This window comes from Pseudomonas sp. 5P_5.1_Bac1, from assembly GCF_025466015.1.
In the GTDB taxonomy this organism is placed as follows: Bacteria; Pseudomonadota; Gammaproteobacteria; order Pseudomonadales; family Pseudomonadaceae; genus Aquipseudomonas.
This window is the reverse complement of sequence record NZ_JANLNX010000059.1, coordinates 146112-162337: the sequence shown is the minus strand read 5'-3', so window position 1 is coordinate 162337 and position 16226 is coordinate 146112. Positions and strand designations below refer to the sequence as shown.

The following is a 16226-nucleotide window of genomic DNA, read 5'->3' as shown; positions in this document are numbered from 1 at the left end:
CGTTACTCCCGTGGCTGCAGGTCCGGGTGCTTGCTCAGGTAGTCCAGAGCGACGAGGTCATCGGCAGCCGCAGACACAACGCCCTGAGCGACAGAGAGCTGTCGACCGTCCGGCAGGATCAGCACGCGGGAGGTGTAGCGGGTGTCGCGGTAATGCTGAGCCGGGCCGGGCTTGGTCGGCGCCGACGCGGCGGGTTCTTTGCTCGCCATGGGTTCTCCAGAAATGACAAAGCCCGCACGCGGCGGGCCTGTTGAGGGGCTAAGGGATCAGTGTTTGTGGTTCGGGGTGTTGCCGGCGGTATCAATGATCTTGGCGCCGCCGAGGATGTCCCCGGTAACCTGCAGCACACCGTTGACCTGGACGTTGCCAGTCAGCGTGATGCTCGCAGCGGTGGCGGTGATCGCATCATCCGTGACGACCGCCGAACTACCGCCGACCTGCACCTTCACCGTGCCAGAGGGCAGTTCGATGGTGTAGGTCTTGGCCTGCCAGTCGTAGACCAGAGACCCGCCGTCATCGAAGCGCCAAACCTCGACGTGGTCGCGATTGTCCGGCTGCGCTCCAGCGTTGCCGTACAGCCCCGGCACAAACGTACCCTGCGCGGGCTCGCCGGACGGACTGATCAAGGCGCCCTGCTCGTTCAGACTCGGCGACCGCCAGTGCCGTGACTTGCCCGCTGCTTGGCTGTGCCAGCGCACCCAGGCGCTGGTCCAGCCGGCGCCATCGGATACACGCACCATCGCCGCGGCCAGATCCACCGCAACAACGCGGCACGGAATGATCAGGCCGGCGATCATGCGGTCATGTGCTGCGCTGACCTGGCTCACGGGATGTCCTCCGGCGCGATGTAATGGCCTTCCTGGCCGTTGCCGGTGCTCGGGCTGAAACCGAGCAACAGGCTGCCCGGCGGCTGGTTGGGCCACGGCCATTCCTCATCGCCGAGGTAGAGCGTTTGCGTCCACTCGACAACCCAGACGACGTACCCGTCCAGCTCCGGCCGGGTGAAGTCCTGCGCGGCACGGACGAACTCAGCCGGGCCAACTTCCTGCCCCCAGTGCTGCACCCGCAACAGGACGGCAAGTCGGGACGCGATGAAAGCCGCCTGGTGGTAGCAGTCCACTTGTTCAGCGCCGACGATAGCCCGCGCTTCGAAGTGGGCGACAACAGCCGTTTCGCCCGTGCCCTGGTCCTGGCCGGGCTCCAGTTCGGCCAGCTCCAGTAGCACCATCGGCACCGGAACGTTGGTGACGAAGCCCGGCGGAAAGCACACCGCTTCAAGGCCGGGGATCGCATCGCGAATATGATCCTCAATCGCCGTATACAGCGAGTCGAGGCTGAAGGTTTGATCAGACACGGACGGATCCTCGCAGCAGCTTCTGCACTTCGTAGTTCAGTTCTTGTTCCAGGATCTCCAGCAGCCGGTGGTGGGCCTTCCGTGACCACTCATCGAAGTGCGGCCGGACGCTGTCGAGCGAAAGCATGGCCTTGGCCAGGGGGAAACGGTCACCGTTTTCCTGAACCCAGCCACTGCTCCGACCGCCGAAAGTGCTCTCCGGGTAGTCGCTCGCCTTGAAGTGCTTGCTCGCTGTGCGGATCCAGATGTCCGGTGTGCCACCGTAGACCGTCTTGTAGAACGCGCCCTGGTAACGCCGCCCCGCCACCGAGACGCCCGAACGGTTCTGCCGAGCACGACCGGCGCGGCTGGCCTCGATGGCGTTGACACCGAACCACAGCTTGCCAGGGCCCGAGCCGCTGACCGGGTACGCCCGCAAGCGTTGCCGGACAGCGGCTTGGGCGATTCGCTCCTGCTGACTGACAGACCGGGCGATGTGGGTGCGCATCCAGCGCAGGGTCTTGTTGATGGCTCGGCGCTCGGCTGCCGCGAACGCCTTCGGCGCGAGCACCGCGAAGCGGCTGAGCCGCTGCTTGTCGGCGCTGGACACCTGCAGCGTGAGCATGCCGCTGTCGGCCGTCTGCTTGAAGTAGCTGCCAACGCTCATCGCCCCACCTCCCTCAAGACCAGATTGATCCAACCGGTGCCGTCCGGATCCATCTTGACGATGATGTAGGTGCCACCGCCTTCATCCGGCGGAAGATCCAGCACCAGCTTTTGCTGGGCGGTCACTCCAACAGCATCAAGACCCCGAATAGAAAACACAGGTTCTCTGACCGGGGTTTTGAGGTGACCGAACTTAGGCTGCAGCCACGGCACCGAAATGAATCCGGGCACTGGCTTATCCCGCCCCTCGATAGCGGCCTCGTCACCGAGAACCGCCAGTAGCTGCTCGTCCATGTTCGCTACTTGATCATGGAAGGCCATGATTACTCACCGTCGTCTTGGTCATCCTTGGGAAGCTGACCACGCCTGGCAATCTTGCCTTCCTCGATGAGCAGATCAGTCAGTTCCTTGTTGGACGGCGTGTAGACCTCGCCCTGTCGGATGACCTTCTTACCGTCCTGAATGCAACCGTCCACCACCACGTACTCGATCTTCGCGGCCATGTCACACCACCTTCGCGAAGAGGAATGCGTTTGGCTCCAGCATGCCGGCCAGCGCAGCCGCCTGAAGTTTCAGCCAGCGAGCGCTCGGTTCCTGGGTGACCCAGCTTTTGGGGAAGCGAGCCGCTTCGACCAGGCCGCTCTCAATGGCTTCCAAATCCTGAATGGCTCCGTAGAGCATGGCGCTGCGGGTATTGGTCGAGCCGAGGATCAAGCCGCCTGCTGGGATCACCGGTTGCTCTTCACCATCGTCGTCCAGATACCACTCGTCGTAGGCATAGAGGTCCACGCCCGGATCGTTGAGGTAACCGAGGTAAGTGACCCCGTCCGGCAACTCCTCGGGCTTGATCAGCCCCATGTCGACGCGCCGGCTGTTCAACTGTTTCAGCACCGTATCGTTGCTTTGGAAGGCGTCCTGCGCCTCTGCACTCAACACAGCTACACCGGCTGTCCGACCGGAATCCTTGGCAACAAGTCGGCGCCACTGGCGCAAATTGGCAATGGGGTCGGAATCGCTGGTGTTCCAACGGCCGTTTGCCAGGGTGACTTTGTGGGTGTCTTCCATCAGGAAGTCGATAGTGTCATCAACGCCCTCGCCGACAACCCTGATGCGGCCAGTGGTCAATGCCTGCGCGCACATCCACTCTTCCCGACGGGTGATCTCGTCGTCAAGGTCGGTCAGGTCACGCCCCAGTTGCTCACCCGCCCGTTCGAGAGGAGTTCGCGTGGAGAAGGCGGTCTCGCCAGCACCGCGCTTGAGGATCAACTCTGCACGGGTTTCTCGCTTGGGCTGGATGTAGGGCGGCTTGTAGGTCGAGGAGCTGAACCCGGTGCGCTGCGAAACGCTGCCTGGCAAGGTCGGGTGCACGAACGGAGCCATCTTGCGCTGGCCCTTGATGATGTCGATGGTGACCGTCTCAGTACCAAAGGTCACAGGCGCGCCACCATTGAAGAAAGTGCTCATGAGGAAGCGCCGCGGCAGCACCATCTGCTCGACGGCTTCCAGCATGGTCAGGGTGTCAAAAATGTCAGTCATGGGGGCTCCGATCAGCGGATGAAAATGCACAGAGGACGCAGGGCGGCCTTCGCGGCGGCAAGGCTCAGGCCCTCGCCGAGGTGGAGTTGGCTGGCCAGCACCTGGCCGGTGAGTCGAATCGGGGCGCTCGTGGCACCACCAGTGGCGTCCACGTCCTGATCGAGGATCGCGGTCGGCACCTCGGAACCGTCCTCGGCCGCCACCTTGCACAGCAGATACTCTTTGGAAGCCGTGACCTGGCCGAGGACAGCGCCACGCTTCAGGTTCTGCCCGGCAGCGATAACACCTGTATCCATCACAACCGGGAAATCACCGGCCGAGAGCTGGCTCGGCTGGTACGTGTGGCGTTGGGGGTTGCTCATGTGGATCTCCTTCAGCGGCGTTTGCCGCCGGCTACGATGGCGCTGACGGCAGCTTTGCGTTCGCCTTGCTTGCCGTCAGCGGATGGGGAAGTGCCGGTAACGCCTTGAGCGTCACTCTTGATACCGGCCAGCGAAATGCCGCGGTCCTGCGCCGCCTTGAACATAACCAGCGCGGTGGCTTCGACGGAGGTGCCGTCGTCAATCGCCGCCTCGATCTCTTTCTCGAAGCCTTTGCTGGCCAGCGCGTTGATGCCCTTGATGCGCTCGCGCTCAGCGGTAGAGGCGTCTGCGCGCACCGCGTCGAGGTCCGGCTGCTCGGCCTGGGCGATTTCGATGGTGTTGGGATCGGTACCGGCTGCCAGTGCGGTGCGCAGTTCTGCCGTGGTCTTGACGGTGGTCATGGTGTGTATCCTTGGGGAGTTGATGGCCGGCTTGGCCAGTTCAGTGATCAGGGATTCCAGCGAGCCCACGCGATGGGCCAGGCCGTGCTGGACGGCGTCGGCGCCGACGCGGATTCCGCCGTGATCGCCCATCTCGGGCACTTTCTCGGCAGCCACGCCGAGGTTGCGGGCAACCTTGCCCACGAAGACTTCACCCAGTGCGTCGATGGTTTCGCCGAGCTTCGCCCGGCCTTCCTCGCTGCCAAGGTCCAGGCGCTTGTTCGGCGCGTTGCGACTGACGATCTGATATCGGGTGCGGCCGGTGGCCTTCTCGTTCTCGACCACTGCCTCGACCACCACACCGATGCTGCCGGCGAGGCTGGCTTCATCGATGACGATCTCGCTGGCCGCCGACGCGATCCAGTACGCAGCGCTTGCGCCAATGCCGCCGATGTACGCGGCGATCCGCTTGCGATCACGTCCGGCGTAAATCATTTCCGCCAGCTCGTTGATGCCCGAAGCCACGCCGCCGGGGCTGTCGATGTTCAACACGATGGCGCGAACCTTCGGGTCATCGAGCGCCCGCTGGATATCGGTGGCCAGAACCTGCGTGCTGGTCGCTCCACTGATTTCGGTGAACAGGTTGGCGTAGCGGAAGATCGGCCCAACGACCGGCACCACCGCAACGCCGTTGCGCATCGTGACTTTGCGGGTGTCCTCCAGCCGCTCGCCGCGCTTGGTCGCCAGCGCCACTGGATCGCCCATGCGATCAGAGATGGTCAGCAGGTTGTCCAGCGCGTCGGGCAGCATCAGCCAGGGCTGCGAAGCAGCCAGCTCAAGTGCTCGCGGCATGTCTATTCCTCTTCGGGTTTGGGTTCAGGCGGGTTTTCCAGCCCGCCTTTGGGCAGGGCCTGCATGTTGTGCTCGCGGCGGTAGGTGACCTCGCGGGTACGCTGGCGAATCACTTGTTGCCAGGGCTCGCCAGTCATCGCTGCCGTTTCAAGCGTCTCGTTGCTGACGCCGATTTCGATGCGCTTGCCGGCGGCGTTGGCTTCCTTGAGTTCGTCGATGGCCCCGCGAGCCGGGCCGATCCAGATCGCCTGGCAGTAAGCCTTGCGCCTGGCCGGCGTGCTGTAACCAGGTAGATGGATCAACCCCCTGGCCACCGCCTCATCAATGACCAACTCGCGGCTTGGCTGGCAGAAGTCACAGGCCAACCACCAACGCCGCAGGCTGTAGAAGCGCCAGGCTTGCAGCATCGCGGCACGGGCAGCGCTGTAACTGCTGCTGTAATGCAGCAGCAGTTCTTCCAGAGGCAGCTCAAGGGCTGCACCGATCTCTTTCACCACCGCGGTGAAGAACGGATCGAACTGGGCGTTGGGACGGCTCGGGTTGGCAATCATAGGTTCCTCGCCCACGCCGAGGTCCACGATGGCCCCCTCACCCAACGCCAACTGGCCATCCGAGGTGTCATCCCCGCCGGCATGCTCTTCGGTAAGTGCGGACATGGGCAGGTTGCCCTGCTGGAAGTTGTCGCTCTTCTTGATGAACACGGTGAACATGGCCGAGATAACAGCCGCCATGAGTTCAGCGCTGCTGTAGCGCTCCAGCTTCTGCAGCGGCTCCAGCACCGGTGACAGATAGGGCGCTCCCCGCTTCTGTCCAGGACGTTCCTTGTCGGCCATCACATGCAACACCCGGCGCCGCCCGGTTGCGGCACCAAATACGGTCAAGCGCTCCCAGCCCAAAGTCTTGCCTGCCAAGTGTTCGCCGGGGTAACCCGTGCAGACGTGGTACGCGACAGGCGCCCCCAGTCCGTCAAACTCAACACCCTCGACCAGGTCGACGCGATCCATTCCACCGTTCGGGTTGCCGACGCGGTCGGACTCAATGAGCTGCAGGCGGGTGCTGAAGATGCAGCCGGGGCGTTCATTGTCCGGGCTGGCTACGAACACGTCGCCAGCCACCATGGATGACACCAGTACCAAGGCCTGCAGTTGGTAATGGTTGAGCGTCGCTTCGGCGTCGCACTCCCTCGGGTCATCGGCGTACAGCGACCAGAGGCGATCCAACTGGCTATTCAGTTGCTCGGCCTCCTCTAGCGTGATGCCCAGCGCGTCATGATCGACCTGAGCACGACAGACCAGCCCCGTCCCAACAACATTGGTGCGCAACCGTGTGATTGCCGCACGCGCCACCAAGTGATTGCGCATGGCATCACGGGACCGAGCCACCAGCATTCGCCGCTCGCCCTGGTTGAAGTCTCGGCGCGGGCTGCCCAGGCCAGGTATCCAGCTCGCCACACTGCGCAGAATCCGCGATGCGCCGCGCCAGCGGGTTTCGACACCTCCACCGCCACCTTGGGCAACGATCTGCCCGTTTCCAACCGATGCCCTGGCAACCCGGATGGCCTCCTGCATCAGTTGCTCAGCGGCCTGCTCACGCTTACGGAACGGCCACATGGTCAAATCCCCAGGTAGGAAATGCGGTTGCGGCCGCGGCCTTGAAGTACCACCTGTTCCGCGGCAACTTGGTCGGCATACTGCTTTTCCAGCAGCCGCAGGCTATTCAGTTCGGCCATCTGGACCTCGCGATCTGCCCGGCGCAAACGCTGACCGTTCTTCAGGACGGCCGAGATCGCCGCCCGTACTTCCGCAAGGCGTTGTTGTGCATCTGTCATGGTGAACCTCGATTAGCCGACGCGGCTCCGGGTGCCCCTGCCGCGAGAAACTACGCGACGAGGCACCGGCGCCACCGCCTGCTCAGTGTTGAAAAGGGTCGGCTGAAGCTGTTGCTGCTCCAACTGGTCCCATTCGTGGTCGCGTAGCAGGTGGGTCTTGAGGCTGCGAGCCGCGTGCAGGGCGTACACCTCGCAGTCCAGCGCCTCGTTGCGGCGACCTGCCTTTTTCTGCCAGACCATCTTGCTGGGCATGCGCGGGTGCGGGGCCAGCACCTCGTTGGTGACCTGCTCGTAGTAGTCCGCACGGATCTCGCTGTACCAGTGCATTCGACCTGGGCCACTGCCGGTCAGCCGCATACGGCCATCGATCAGTGTCTTGGCTTTGTGCGTGCCAACGATGAACACGCGAAGTCCGTACTTGGCGGCCTTCGTGTTGTCCTGGGTGGTGTCGGTCGACTGGGCCGGTTTGGTGAAAATCTCCCGGTCGCGGCTGTCGATGGAAGCGCCCTTGATCGCCATGATGTTGAAACGTTGGCGGTCCCGGACATAGGCGTACACCGCATCGTTGGTGTTGCCGTCCGAGCTGTCGATGCTGACGGCTGACACGCCGATCTGCGCACCGCCTTCCGTTGCAATCGGTGTGGCGACGATCTTGTCCAGCTCAGTCCAGACCGGATCATTTGGATCGATGGGGTTGCCCGGCAATTCGCCCCAGTACAAGCGCCAGGACTCTTCGCCCCTGCCCCAGCCCACGATTACCAGGGCGAGACGATCACCCTGGACGTCCACACCAACCGTGACGAGCAGCACACCCTTGGGCGCGGTCAGCTCGGCGTAGGGTTCGGCGCGCTTTTCCAGCTCGTCGGTCTTGGGCGCGTTGCTCTTGTACTCGTAGCTCTCGCCCATCGAGCTGTTGGTAAAGGCGATCATCGGGCCGATGTTGCCCATGGATGCGGCATGCTCGGCCTGCAGCTTCTTCTCCATCAGCACTTCGAAGCGCGATCCGTGGAACGTGGCATACAGCTCGTTGAGGATGTAGCCAGCAATGCCACGGAACTCAGCCGTGGCCACCCAGCGCCCATGCTTGAGGTTGGCGTTTTTCTGGTGGTCATCCCAGATTTCACTGCAGTGAGGGCAGACATAGAACGCCGTTTCCGGGCGCCGCTTGCCGTACACCTCATGGAAGTAGCCCGGGTCCTCGTCGCAGTGCAGGTGCTCGAAGCTCAGCGCATGCGACTGGCCGCAGCCGTGACAGGGAACCAGCCCCACGCGCTTGTCCGACAGCTCAAGCTCGGCGTCGATGGCGGACAGGCCCTTAATCGTCGGGGTGCCGCCGATGATGATCTTCGAACGCCGGAAGGTCTTGAGGCGCTCCTTCGCCAGCTTGATGCTGTCCCCCTGCCCCCGCAGGTTCAGGTTGCAGTCGTCGGGCTCTTCGATGGCGACCCGCGGTACCGGCGTCGACTTCACACTGGCCGGACTGTTGGAGCCGACCATTTTCAGGAAGCCTCCAGGGAAGCGCTTGAAGTCCTGGCGCTGCTGCAGCTTGCGACTGCGCAAGTCGACCTTCTTGCGCAAGCGCCTGGTCGCTTCGATCATCGGCTCCAGCTTTTCCGCCACGTACTGCTTGGCGGCTTCTGCCTTGGGGAACAGGATCAGGATCGGGGACGGGTCCAGGTCAATCCACTTGCCGATTGCGTTGCCCAGCACGCCCGAAGTCCAGGCCACCTGGGCGGACTTGCGCCCCACGATCTCGGCCACATTCGGGTCGTCCAACGCCTCAAGCGGGCCGCCTGGCCAAATCAAATGCGGGGTGATGTCGAAGCGGTATTTACCCGGAGTGGCCGACTCTTCGGATGCGAGCCAGCGGTGCTTGGCCGCCCACTGGATGATGGTCATACGTGGCGGCGGGGCCCACTTGCGACACACCCGCCCCATGGCTTTACTCGCCGTCTTCTTCAGAGCCCTCCTCGTCGTCCGGCTCGTCAGGATCCCCAGCGAGATCGTCGTCCTCGCCATACGCGGACAGCCTCCTCAGTATTGATTCGATGGGTTCGCGGATCAGTTGGTCGTCGACTTGCACGCCGTAGCGGGCGGACAGGCTTGCCGCCAGCTCATCAGGGAATGTGTTCAGCAGCTCGATCTTGGCGCCGGTGATGACCGCTTCAAAGCGCTCGACCATTTCCGCCTCAATCACGACTTCGCCCAGGTCCTTGGCCAGCGCCAGCTCCTCGCGGTCGCCGCGGATACGGTCGAGCCGGTCGCGGGTGGTTTCCTTCTTGCCGTTGAGCGCAGCCTGGCGCATCAGCCACTCGATCACCGCTTGGGTGTCGTACTGGTTTTCGTTGCCGCGACCGACGCCGAACTCGATTACCGGCATGCCTTCCTTCTGCCACCGGCTCAGGGTGCGTTCGTCGCGACCAACGATCTCACCCAGTTCGAGCTTGCTGACTGTCTTGCCCATCACTAAGTCCTTGAAAAGACGGACATCCCTGTCGAAACCTCAGCTACAGGGAATCCGCGAGTCTGCGCACCCGTGTAGGGGGCGGGGCCAGGGGAGGACCCAGATTTCACCACCCAGCCGCTCACGGCAGCGTAGCCATGCAGTAGGGCAAAAATAATGGTGGATTCTGGGATGCAATGAGCCAATCGTTGATGCGAGAACTCGCGATGACTGGCAAAAGAAATTACTACTACCTGATCCTTTGAATCGGAGGGTATTGCGCCCTCCGAGCTTATGAATAAGTACCCTTACTTGGCGAACCCCTGCTCCATATAGGTCAGAACGAGTTCAACCGTGAGCTGGTCGACAGGAAACACGTCCGGGGCAAGTTTGGATTCTGCATCGGGATCTTTCAAATCTACTGAAGCAATATAAAACTGCCCAGGTGAATCCTCTTGGATCAAGACAACGACTCGGTATTTCGTCTTTTCACAAGTGATATAAAAAGCATCGCCGTTTGGCAACGCTTTAGGTCCACCATGGACCGTAGAGCCCAGGTGCAGCTTCGTAAACACCTTGATCGCATCAAAACCGACTGTATTCATTTTGCTCACGGACATCATGACTTTCCCTGCCGAATGATGGCCCTATGAAATCACACTACAAACCTATCTGGAAGCACGCAGTTATTAACAAAATCAACTGTCCGAGTCCAAGCGGCTGGGTGGCGGCACATCACAAACGCCAATCCGCTTCGCCGCCCAGCGTTCATACAGGGCAACAGCTACGTCTGCACCCGCCACTGCGGTAAGGCAGCCAAACGCGCCAGCAGCCCAGATCGTCAGCCCGGCAGAGTGCAACAGCATCAGTGTTGCCATACCGCAAACGATGCAGGCTCCAGAGCGCAGCGCAACCCGGCGAACCAGCGCCCAGCCGTGAACGCCCGCCTTGTCCGCACGCCATGTCTCACCTGACACCCCGCCGACCAGGGACAGCACGATCACCATCCACAGGGGCATCTCGATTAACGCTTGTTGCTCGTTGGTCATACGGTCCTCTCAGGTCAGAAAGCACAGTGCTGAAAAAAGAAAACCCCGCCATCTGGCAGGGTTCTCGTTGCTCCGACCATCCGAAGCGGCTTGCACAACACTGTGCTTGTTGGGGTAGCGCCTAAACGCACTTGTCATATCGTGGCGCCTTTTTACCGGTGAACTGAAAAACCGAAAAGGGCCTATTTTCGGTTCGTCACCTTGACGCTACTTCGACGCACCTTCGGCGCACGCTCGGCGCATACCAACCCGACGAACGGTATTGCTACGATTCGGCCCGATCCGGCTGACCAGGATTCGCGACACCTGCAGGTGCAGCGCCTTCACCCAGTTCCAATAGGTGCGCTCGGCGTGCTCGGCCAATCCGACCTCCCGCATCTGCTCCCGGATTGTTGCGCCATGCAGGTACCGAAAGGTGGCAAGCCGCGCCAGCACTTCGCCGCGCTTGTCCCGACGTTCCAATTCAGCCACCGCCGCTTCAACTTCCGCTGCTGCATGGTCCAACCCTGCGCCAGCGATCAGGATGCGAGATCCAGCAGCAGCACCCCGCGGCGCGGCCCCTTTCCACTCCATGATGCTTCCCATCTGGCTGCCCAGGCTGGATTGGCCGAGCTGGGCTCGCTGTTCTGCCCAATGGATCATCAGTTGGTCGATGTCCGAAAGAATCACAGCTCACCCCCGCCGAATTCTTTCTTGCTCAGCAGCGATCTCCGCGTGCAGCGCATACGACCGCTTGGCGAGTGGATCGATCATCGCCATAACCGCCAGATAATCAGGGAGATGGTCGCCGACGAGAATGAAATCCGGAATTGACTCATGAGCTACAACATCGAACACATGGAATACGCCAGGCAAAACCCCGCTATCCCCATCTATCCGTTGGTATAGGTGGTATGCACCCTCAACACCATCCCAATTACTGAACCCCATCGAGGCCAGGAATTCACCTCCATCCTGGCCATCTTCCCAGGCCACCCCGGAGTACTCCGCCAAGCACTCAGCAACACGTTTGAGTTGTCCATTTTCTACGGTGTAAACAGCCATTTTTCTGCCTTCCTACGCTTATGGTTGATGTCGGAACTTCGTCGGAAATCTGTCTGAATCGTTAAAGCCTTTAAAATCAATTAGTTGAATACTGTTTCAGACAATCCGACGGATATTTTGAGAAAGCCTTACGTGGATAGGTGTGCGCACGCGCACATGGGCTATCTCAAAAAGTCTGTCGGAATGTCGGAATGCCCGTATTCATTGGGCACATCAGCGTCTGAATCACTGTCGGAATGTTGTCGGAATGTCGGAATCAAAATCCTCCCTCCGGCGCTACGGCATACCGTTCAAACGCGGTCGTGAACTTACGGCACTCTAGCCCGGCCTTACCGGCCCAGTCGCGCCCAAGCGTGTCTTTCTCAGCGAGAAACGCCGGTGTTATATAGATACGCTTGGTAATGAACGCATCATTCTGGGTCGGATATTTGATGTCATTTCGTGACTGCCTCAAGTCCCTCACGGCCTCTTGGGTAAAGTCGCGTTGCCTTCGCTTGAACTCGTTCGCCCCATCACACCATCGGCAGAATGCCCGCCACAGGTCCTCCTGCGTGACGGCAGCAGTAACCGGAAACTCTGTCTCCCCAGCGAGCCAACGGCGAACAAAGTAGCGCGGTGCTGGCAGGCTTCCGTCGATCAAGCCCTGTTTCTCTTCGTTAAGCGGGGGCTTGGTATGCGGGCTAAAGTCCGTTAAGTCGAGGCCCATCAGGTATTCATAGAATGCTGCGATGCCCCCGGTTTCGATCTCTTTGACCAGCGCCTCGAAGTACTCCTTCGGCGGCACTCGGTCCACATACAGCACTAGGTAACGTCGATCCCCATCATCCAGGGCCAGCGGTACGGTCGAGTTGGACAGGAACACGAAGTTCAGGTGATTCCGCTCCTCTCGCACCGGCATGTTTTTCTCGTTGATCTGCAGTGTCTCGCCCGTCACCAGGTGCTTCAGCACGCCCTTGTAGTGACGCATCTCCTCTCGACTCACAACCTCCTCGGCCAAGGCGAACAACTTACGGCTTTGCCATCCTGTGAATTGACTCTCCAGTTGCGCCTGCCCAATCGTGGTGCCGTAGGTGCCATAGATTTCCCGTACGACCCTCTCCCACAGCAGGCTCTTACCAGGACCTTCGGCGCCAAACATCACGACCGCTGTGGCCATCTTGGCGCCCGGATTTTGAAGTGGATAGGCGATCCATTGGAGCAGAAAACGGTACTCGTCCGCCCGATGGTTACACAGCAAGCCCAAGTGTTTCAGGATCAAGCTACACCCCTCCTTCCCTCGCGGATCACGCTCCGCATGGAACCCATCGAACAGGTTCAACATCATCGGATTGCATGTTTCAGTGGGGTCGAATACCACATCCTGAGCCATCCGCCGATGCTCACTTTCCTGCCACCACTTGTACGAGGTTCGTCCCACCGCTTCGCGAATGGCCGACAGTTTGATCATGCGGCCCCGCACGCAATCCCACGCCACGTCCGAGCCATAGACCACCACAAAATCCCGAAGCAATTCACGCTCAGTTATGCGAAAGCCCCCCGCGCCCCCGAGTGTGTGTGCGTCGGGTCCATAGTCGTCTTCTGGCCACTCACGGGAAGGGGCGTCGGGAAGGGTCTCATGTGCAGACGCTGGACCCGGCGCACTGGGGGCAGACGCCGGGCGCTCACCGGAAGGGGCGTGGGGAAGGTCCGCGGCAACGTCCGAGGAAATCGGAGTGGCGACATCAGGCCGAACTGCCTCGCCCAGCGGAGGAGGTTCGGGCGGCCGCGACTTGGCATCCAGTCCCAGCAGCCGCGCAGCCGCCCGCGTCGCCTCGCGACTGTCCCCGTTGTGCTCCAGAATGCAGAACACGTCGAAGGCATCATTCTTGTGACCGTTGTTCAGCGGATCAGAGCTGTGATGCGAGTACAGCTTGTCCTCGGTGATCGTTACTCCTGGCAGCCCACTGCTGCTCTGGGGGCATAGCCACTTGTTTCCCACGCGCTTGTATCCGTGGGCCTCGATCAAAGTCGCCAAGTCGTGGCAGCGGTTGAACTCAGGAATAACCGGAGGCAGGTCTGGGCCTGACCGTTCAACAGCCGGTCGAGGCTTCGGCGCCGCTGCAGGTGCTGGAGCGCTCTTGGGCAACCACGGGCAAGCCTGCTCACCTGCAGGCTTGAATTGGTCCCATCCCTGCCAGATATCGAGCAACGCCTGGGGAAGATCAGGCAGGCCATCGGGCGATGGCGGTTTTCGCCAAGTGTAGGGTTTTCCGGTACCGGGATGAATGGACGGCGGCAAGACGTCCTGCACCAGGCCACCGCGCAACTCGAACACCGTGATTTTCTTGAAGGGTTCTGCAGCGAGGCGCAAGGCCGCCTCCCTCTCCGTCTGACCCGCGTCCGCAGCGGCTCTAACCTGAAGCATCAGCGCCTTCAGGATCGATCCGTCAGGGTCTGCCTGACTTGGCCATACCAGAGAATGGCGGGTCAGCTCGACGCCATCCGGGACACGAAACAGAACCCTGAACCGTGTGGGATTACCGACCACTGTCGGGTAGGCATCGGCCAAGGTATCCAGCTCCAGATCCAGCACCTGCTGAAATACTCGGCGGGTCAGCTCGACATCATCGACGTCGAGCGAGCAGACACGACTCGGCCCAAGCACAACGCCGAGGTTGTGCTTGGGGTTTTGCGACCAGAACTGTTCAGCCGCGTCCGCGTCGGTAAAGTACCCGCCAGGCTTGTTCCAGCCCTCGCCTTTCGGGCCTTTCTGCCCTGGCTCAATGGGTACCAGCGCCAAGCCAAATGAATCGATGTAGCGCCGGGCCCATTCGGCAGTCGAATTCTTCTTGCGGCCAGTCATCGCCGACGCTCCCGCAGATCCTGGCAGTCGATGCAGGTTTCGCACCCGACCGCCGCCAGTTGACGAGCGACCGGGATGGGACCGTCGCAATCCTCGCAGAGTTGCGCACTGTGGCTGTGAACCTTGAGCGCCTGGCGCTTCAGAGCCAGCCCCAACAAGAAGTCATCCAGCTCATTGGCCATATCAACACTGTCAGCCATGGGCTCCGTCCTCCATAGCCTTGCGTGCCCCGGCCATGATCGCGAGCACCTGCCGGATGACATCCATGCCGCGCTGCTCCAGCAACTGGACTTCGTGCAGCTCCCAGATGTTGTCCGCGGCGCCGTCGTGCATCGTGCCAACGAATTCGCCGGCCTCGTCCAGGAGCTTCCCGACGGCCCGAAGGGCTTCGTTGGTCGCGGGAACTGGTTCAGGTCGATACCACACCGCTCCTGCAGGACGCACCAAGGCGTCCAACAACCGCGGATCAGACGTTAACCGGATCACGTCTTCCAGCTCATCGGGATTGAGCCAGCGGCGTTCCTCATCGAGGTTGAGTTTCTTCTGAAGGGTGTCCTGATCCAGGACCATTTCGAATGCCAGGCGAGTAAAGCCGCCCGTGAAGTCACGCCCGGCGCGATAGAGCGCCTGACGCAAGGTCAGCACCGGGCCTGCGCCCGGCAAAAGATCTGTGCGACTCATAACCGTAAAATCCTTATTTACGGTGTAGCCAGAGGAACGGGCACGCCCTATCCTACGACCACGACCGATGTGCATGTGCTTGTGCTCTGTCGTCGCTGGCCTGGGGAGGTGAGAGTCCCCAGGTCGGCACCTGTTTCAGGCGGCTAGCTGCTTTCGCCTGCTACCCACCCGACGTAATTCATAGCCTTCCGCCTTCCCGTTGCCATCAATAACTACACGGACATCACGTCCGCTGAGCAGCATCTGTGAGATTGCGCCCTGGGTGACACCCAGCTCTTCAGCAACCTCAACCTGACTTCTGCCCTTCACGTATTCACGTAACGGGGTCCCAAATTGAATAGACATTGTCGACTCCCATGGATGGACCGCGACCACATATTAGTTCGACTCATTAAATTCACGCAAGAAAAAAACACCAATGCTGTTTGAGGCATATCAGTAACCCTTATAGCATCGTCGCATGAAGACCAAAGCCCCTTACATCGCAGAAGAAGCAGCCCGCCTCCAGGCTGCCTACAAAGCTCGCAAAGCAGAGGACCGCTCCCTTAACCAGGAGAAGGTCGCCGAAGCTTGCGGCTGGGCCGGCCAAAGTGCAGTCAGCCAGTACATGACTGGAAAAATCGCCCTCAATCTCCCCGCGCTTCTTAGCCTCAGTCGCGTTCTACGTGTTGCTCCCGAGAGCATCAGCCCTCGGTTAGCAGAGACTCTGGACACGACTGCTAACAGTTCGGTGTTAAGTACTGCCCTAGGAAAGGGTTTACATCTGAACACTACGGAGATAGGACCGGCGGGGAGGCTGCTGCCTGTGATCGGATATGTACAAGTGGGCGCCTTTTGCGATGCAAAGGACGGGTTCTCAGAGGAGGAAGTACAGGAGTGGGTCGAGGCCGGAGGAGCTTCCGGCCCCGGGTCGTTCATTGTGCGAGTAGAAGGTAAGAGCATGGAGCCTGACTTTGCATCAGGTGACAAAGTGGTAATTGATCCGTCAATGCCATGGAAGTCGGGAGATTTCGTGCTGGCTAGCGCACCAAATGAGCAAGCGGCGACCTTACGCCAAATCAACATTGAGGGTGGAACGGTCTACCTTTTCGCGACCAATCCCGCATTGCCAGATCGCGTGATCAAGATCGATGAGACCTGGCGCATCTACGGAAGAGCCCGGCGAAAAATCGTAGATCTATGAAGGAAGCCCGCCGAGAGCGGGCTTTTT

The 16226-nt window shown here is 60.9% G+C and carries 22 protein-coding genes; 1 reads left to right on the top strand and 21 read right to left on the bottom strand.

Annotation, left to right across the window (positions count from 1 at the left end; translation table 11 throughout):
- Positions 1-2 precede the first annotated feature (2 nt).
- The 21 genes from NTD82_RS14135 to NTD82_RS14035 all read right to left on the bottom strand — a co-directional run bounded on the left by NTD82_RS14135 (position 3) and on the right by NTD82_RS14035 (position 15361).
- Positions 3-209, bottom strand: a complete 207-nt coding sequence (locus tag NTD82_RS14135) for a hypothetical protein (RefSeq protein ID WP_262129137.1) — start codon at positions 207-209, stop codon at positions 3-5.
- A gap of 57 nt (positions 210-266) precedes the next feature.
- Positions 267-827 (bottom strand): phage baseplate assembly protein V, encoded by a 561-nt coding sequence (locus NTD82_RS14130; RefSeq protein WP_262129136.1) that lies wholly within the window; start codon positions 825-827, stop codon positions 267-269.
- Positions 824-1354, bottom strand: coding sequence for a hypothetical protein (locus tag NTD82_RS14125; protein ID WP_262129135.1), 531 nt, complete (start codon positions 1352-1354; stop codon positions 824-826). Before NTD82_RS14125 ends, NTD82_RS14130 begins: the two co-directional genes overlap by 4 nt.
- Positions 1347-2000: a hypothetical protein gene (locus tag NTD82_RS14120; protein ID WP_262129134.1), complete on the bottom strand. Its 654-nt coding sequence runs from the start codon at positions 1998-2000 to the stop codon at positions 1347-1349. Before NTD82_RS14120 ends, NTD82_RS14125 begins: the two co-directional genes overlap by 8 nt.
- Positions 1997-2320, bottom strand: a complete 324-nt coding sequence (locus NTD82_RS14115; RefSeq protein ID WP_262129133.1) for a hypothetical protein — start codon at positions 2318-2320, stop codon at positions 1997-1999. Before NTD82_RS14115 ends, NTD82_RS14120 begins: the two co-directional genes overlap by 4 nt.
- Positions 2321-2322: 2 nt before the next feature.
- Positions 2323-2502: a hypothetical protein gene (locus NTD82_RS14110; protein WP_262129132.1), complete on the bottom strand. Its 180-nt coding sequence runs from the start codon at positions 2500-2502 to the stop codon at positions 2323-2325.
- A gap of 1 nt (position 2503) precedes the next feature.
- The gene (locus NTD82_RS14105) at positions 2504-3535 is read right to left on the bottom strand and encodes a major capsid protein (RefSeq protein ID WP_262129131.1); all 1032 of its coding nucleotides are present in this window, start codon (positions 3533-3535) and stop codon (positions 2504-2506) included.
- Positions 3536-3546: 11 nt separating this feature from the next.
- On the bottom strand, positions 3547-3897 hold the full coding sequence (locus NTD82_RS14100) for a head decoration protein (protein ID WP_262129130.1): 351 nt from the start codon (positions 3895-3897) through the stop codon (positions 3547-3549).
- An 11-nt stretch (positions 3898-3908) separates the two neighbouring features.
- Complete coding sequence (locus tag NTD82_RS14095; protein ID WP_262129129.1) at positions 3909-5129, bottom strand: S49 family peptidase; 1221 nt, start codon at positions 5127-5129, stop codon at positions 3909-3911.
- Between the two features lie 2 nt (positions 5130-5131).
- Complete coding sequence (locus tag NTD82_RS14090) at positions 5132-6739, bottom strand: phage portal protein (RefSeq protein ID WP_262129128.1); 1608 nt, start codon at positions 6737-6739, stop codon at positions 5132-5134.
- 2 nt (positions 6740-6741) lie between these two features.
- The gene (locus tag NTD82_RS14085; RefSeq protein ID WP_262129127.1) at positions 6742-6957 is read right to left on the bottom strand and encodes a hypothetical protein; all 216 of its coding nucleotides are present in this window, start codon (positions 6955-6957) and stop codon (positions 6742-6744) included.
- Positions 6958-6969: 12 nt separating this feature from the next.
- Positions 6970-8856: a phage terminase large subunit family protein gene (locus NTD82_RS14080; RefSeq protein ID WP_262129126.1), complete on the bottom strand. Its 1887-nt coding sequence runs from the start codon at positions 8854-8856 to the stop codon at positions 6970-6972.
- Between the two features lie 43 nt (positions 8857-8899).
- Complete coding sequence (locus tag NTD82_RS14075) at positions 8900-9421, bottom strand: terminase small subunit (RefSeq protein ID WP_262129125.1); 522 nt, start codon at positions 9419-9421, stop codon at positions 8900-8902.
- A gap of 287 nt (positions 9422-9708) precedes the next feature.
- Positions 9709-10020: a hypothetical protein gene (locus tag NTD82_RS14070; protein ID WP_262129124.1), complete on the bottom strand. Its 312-nt coding sequence runs from the start codon at positions 10018-10020 to the stop codon at positions 9709-9711.
- A gap of 78 nt (positions 10021-10098) precedes the next feature.
- On the bottom strand, positions 10099-10449 hold the full coding sequence (locus NTD82_RS14065) for a phage holin family protein (protein ID WP_262129123.1): 351 nt from the start codon (positions 10447-10449) through the stop codon (positions 10099-10101).
- A 207-nt stretch (positions 10450-10656) separates the two neighbouring features.
- Positions 10657-11118, bottom strand: coding sequence for a hypothetical protein (locus NTD82_RS14060; RefSeq protein WP_262129122.1), 462 nt, complete (start codon positions 11116-11118; stop codon positions 10657-10659).
- Positions 11119-11121: 3 nt separating this feature from the next.
- Positions 11122-11493 (bottom strand): hypothetical protein, encoded by a 372-nt coding sequence (locus tag NTD82_RS14055; RefSeq protein WP_262129121.1) that lies wholly within the window; start codon positions 11491-11493, stop codon positions 11122-11124.
- Positions 11494-11749: 256 nt separating this feature from the next.
- Positions 11750-14335 carry a bifunctional DNA primase/polymerase gene (locus NTD82_RS14050; protein WP_262129120.1) on the bottom strand — a complete coding sequence of 862 codons (2586 nt, stop codon included), beginning with the start codon at positions 14333-14335 and terminating at the stop codon, positions 11750-11752.
- On the bottom strand, positions 14332-14535 hold the full coding sequence (locus NTD82_RS14045) for a TraR/DksA C4-type zinc finger protein (protein ID WP_262129119.1): 204 nt from the start codon (positions 14533-14535) through the stop codon (positions 14332-14334). Before NTD82_RS14045 ends, NTD82_RS14050 begins: the two co-directional genes overlap by 4 nt.
- Entirely contained in the window at positions 14528-15016 is a 489-nt protein-coding gene (locus NTD82_RS14040) for a phage regulatory CII family protein (RefSeq protein WP_262129118.1), read from the bottom strand. Before NTD82_RS14040 ends, NTD82_RS14045 begins: the two co-directional genes overlap by 8 nt.
- 135 nt (positions 15017-15151) lie before the next feature.
- The gene (locus tag NTD82_RS14035) at positions 15152-15361 is read right to left on the bottom strand and encodes a Cro/CI family transcriptional regulator (protein ID WP_262129117.1); all 210 of its coding nucleotides are present in this window, start codon (positions 15359-15361) and stop codon (positions 15152-15154) included.
- A gap of 115 nt (positions 15362-15476) precedes the next feature.
- Between NTD82_RS14035 and NTD82_RS14030 the strand changes: the two genes are divergently transcribed.
- Entirely contained in the window at positions 15477-16199 is a 723-nt protein-coding gene (locus NTD82_RS14030) for a helix-turn-helix domain-containing protein (RefSeq protein ID WP_262129116.1), read from the top strand.
- Positions 16200-16226 lie beyond the last annotated feature (27 nt).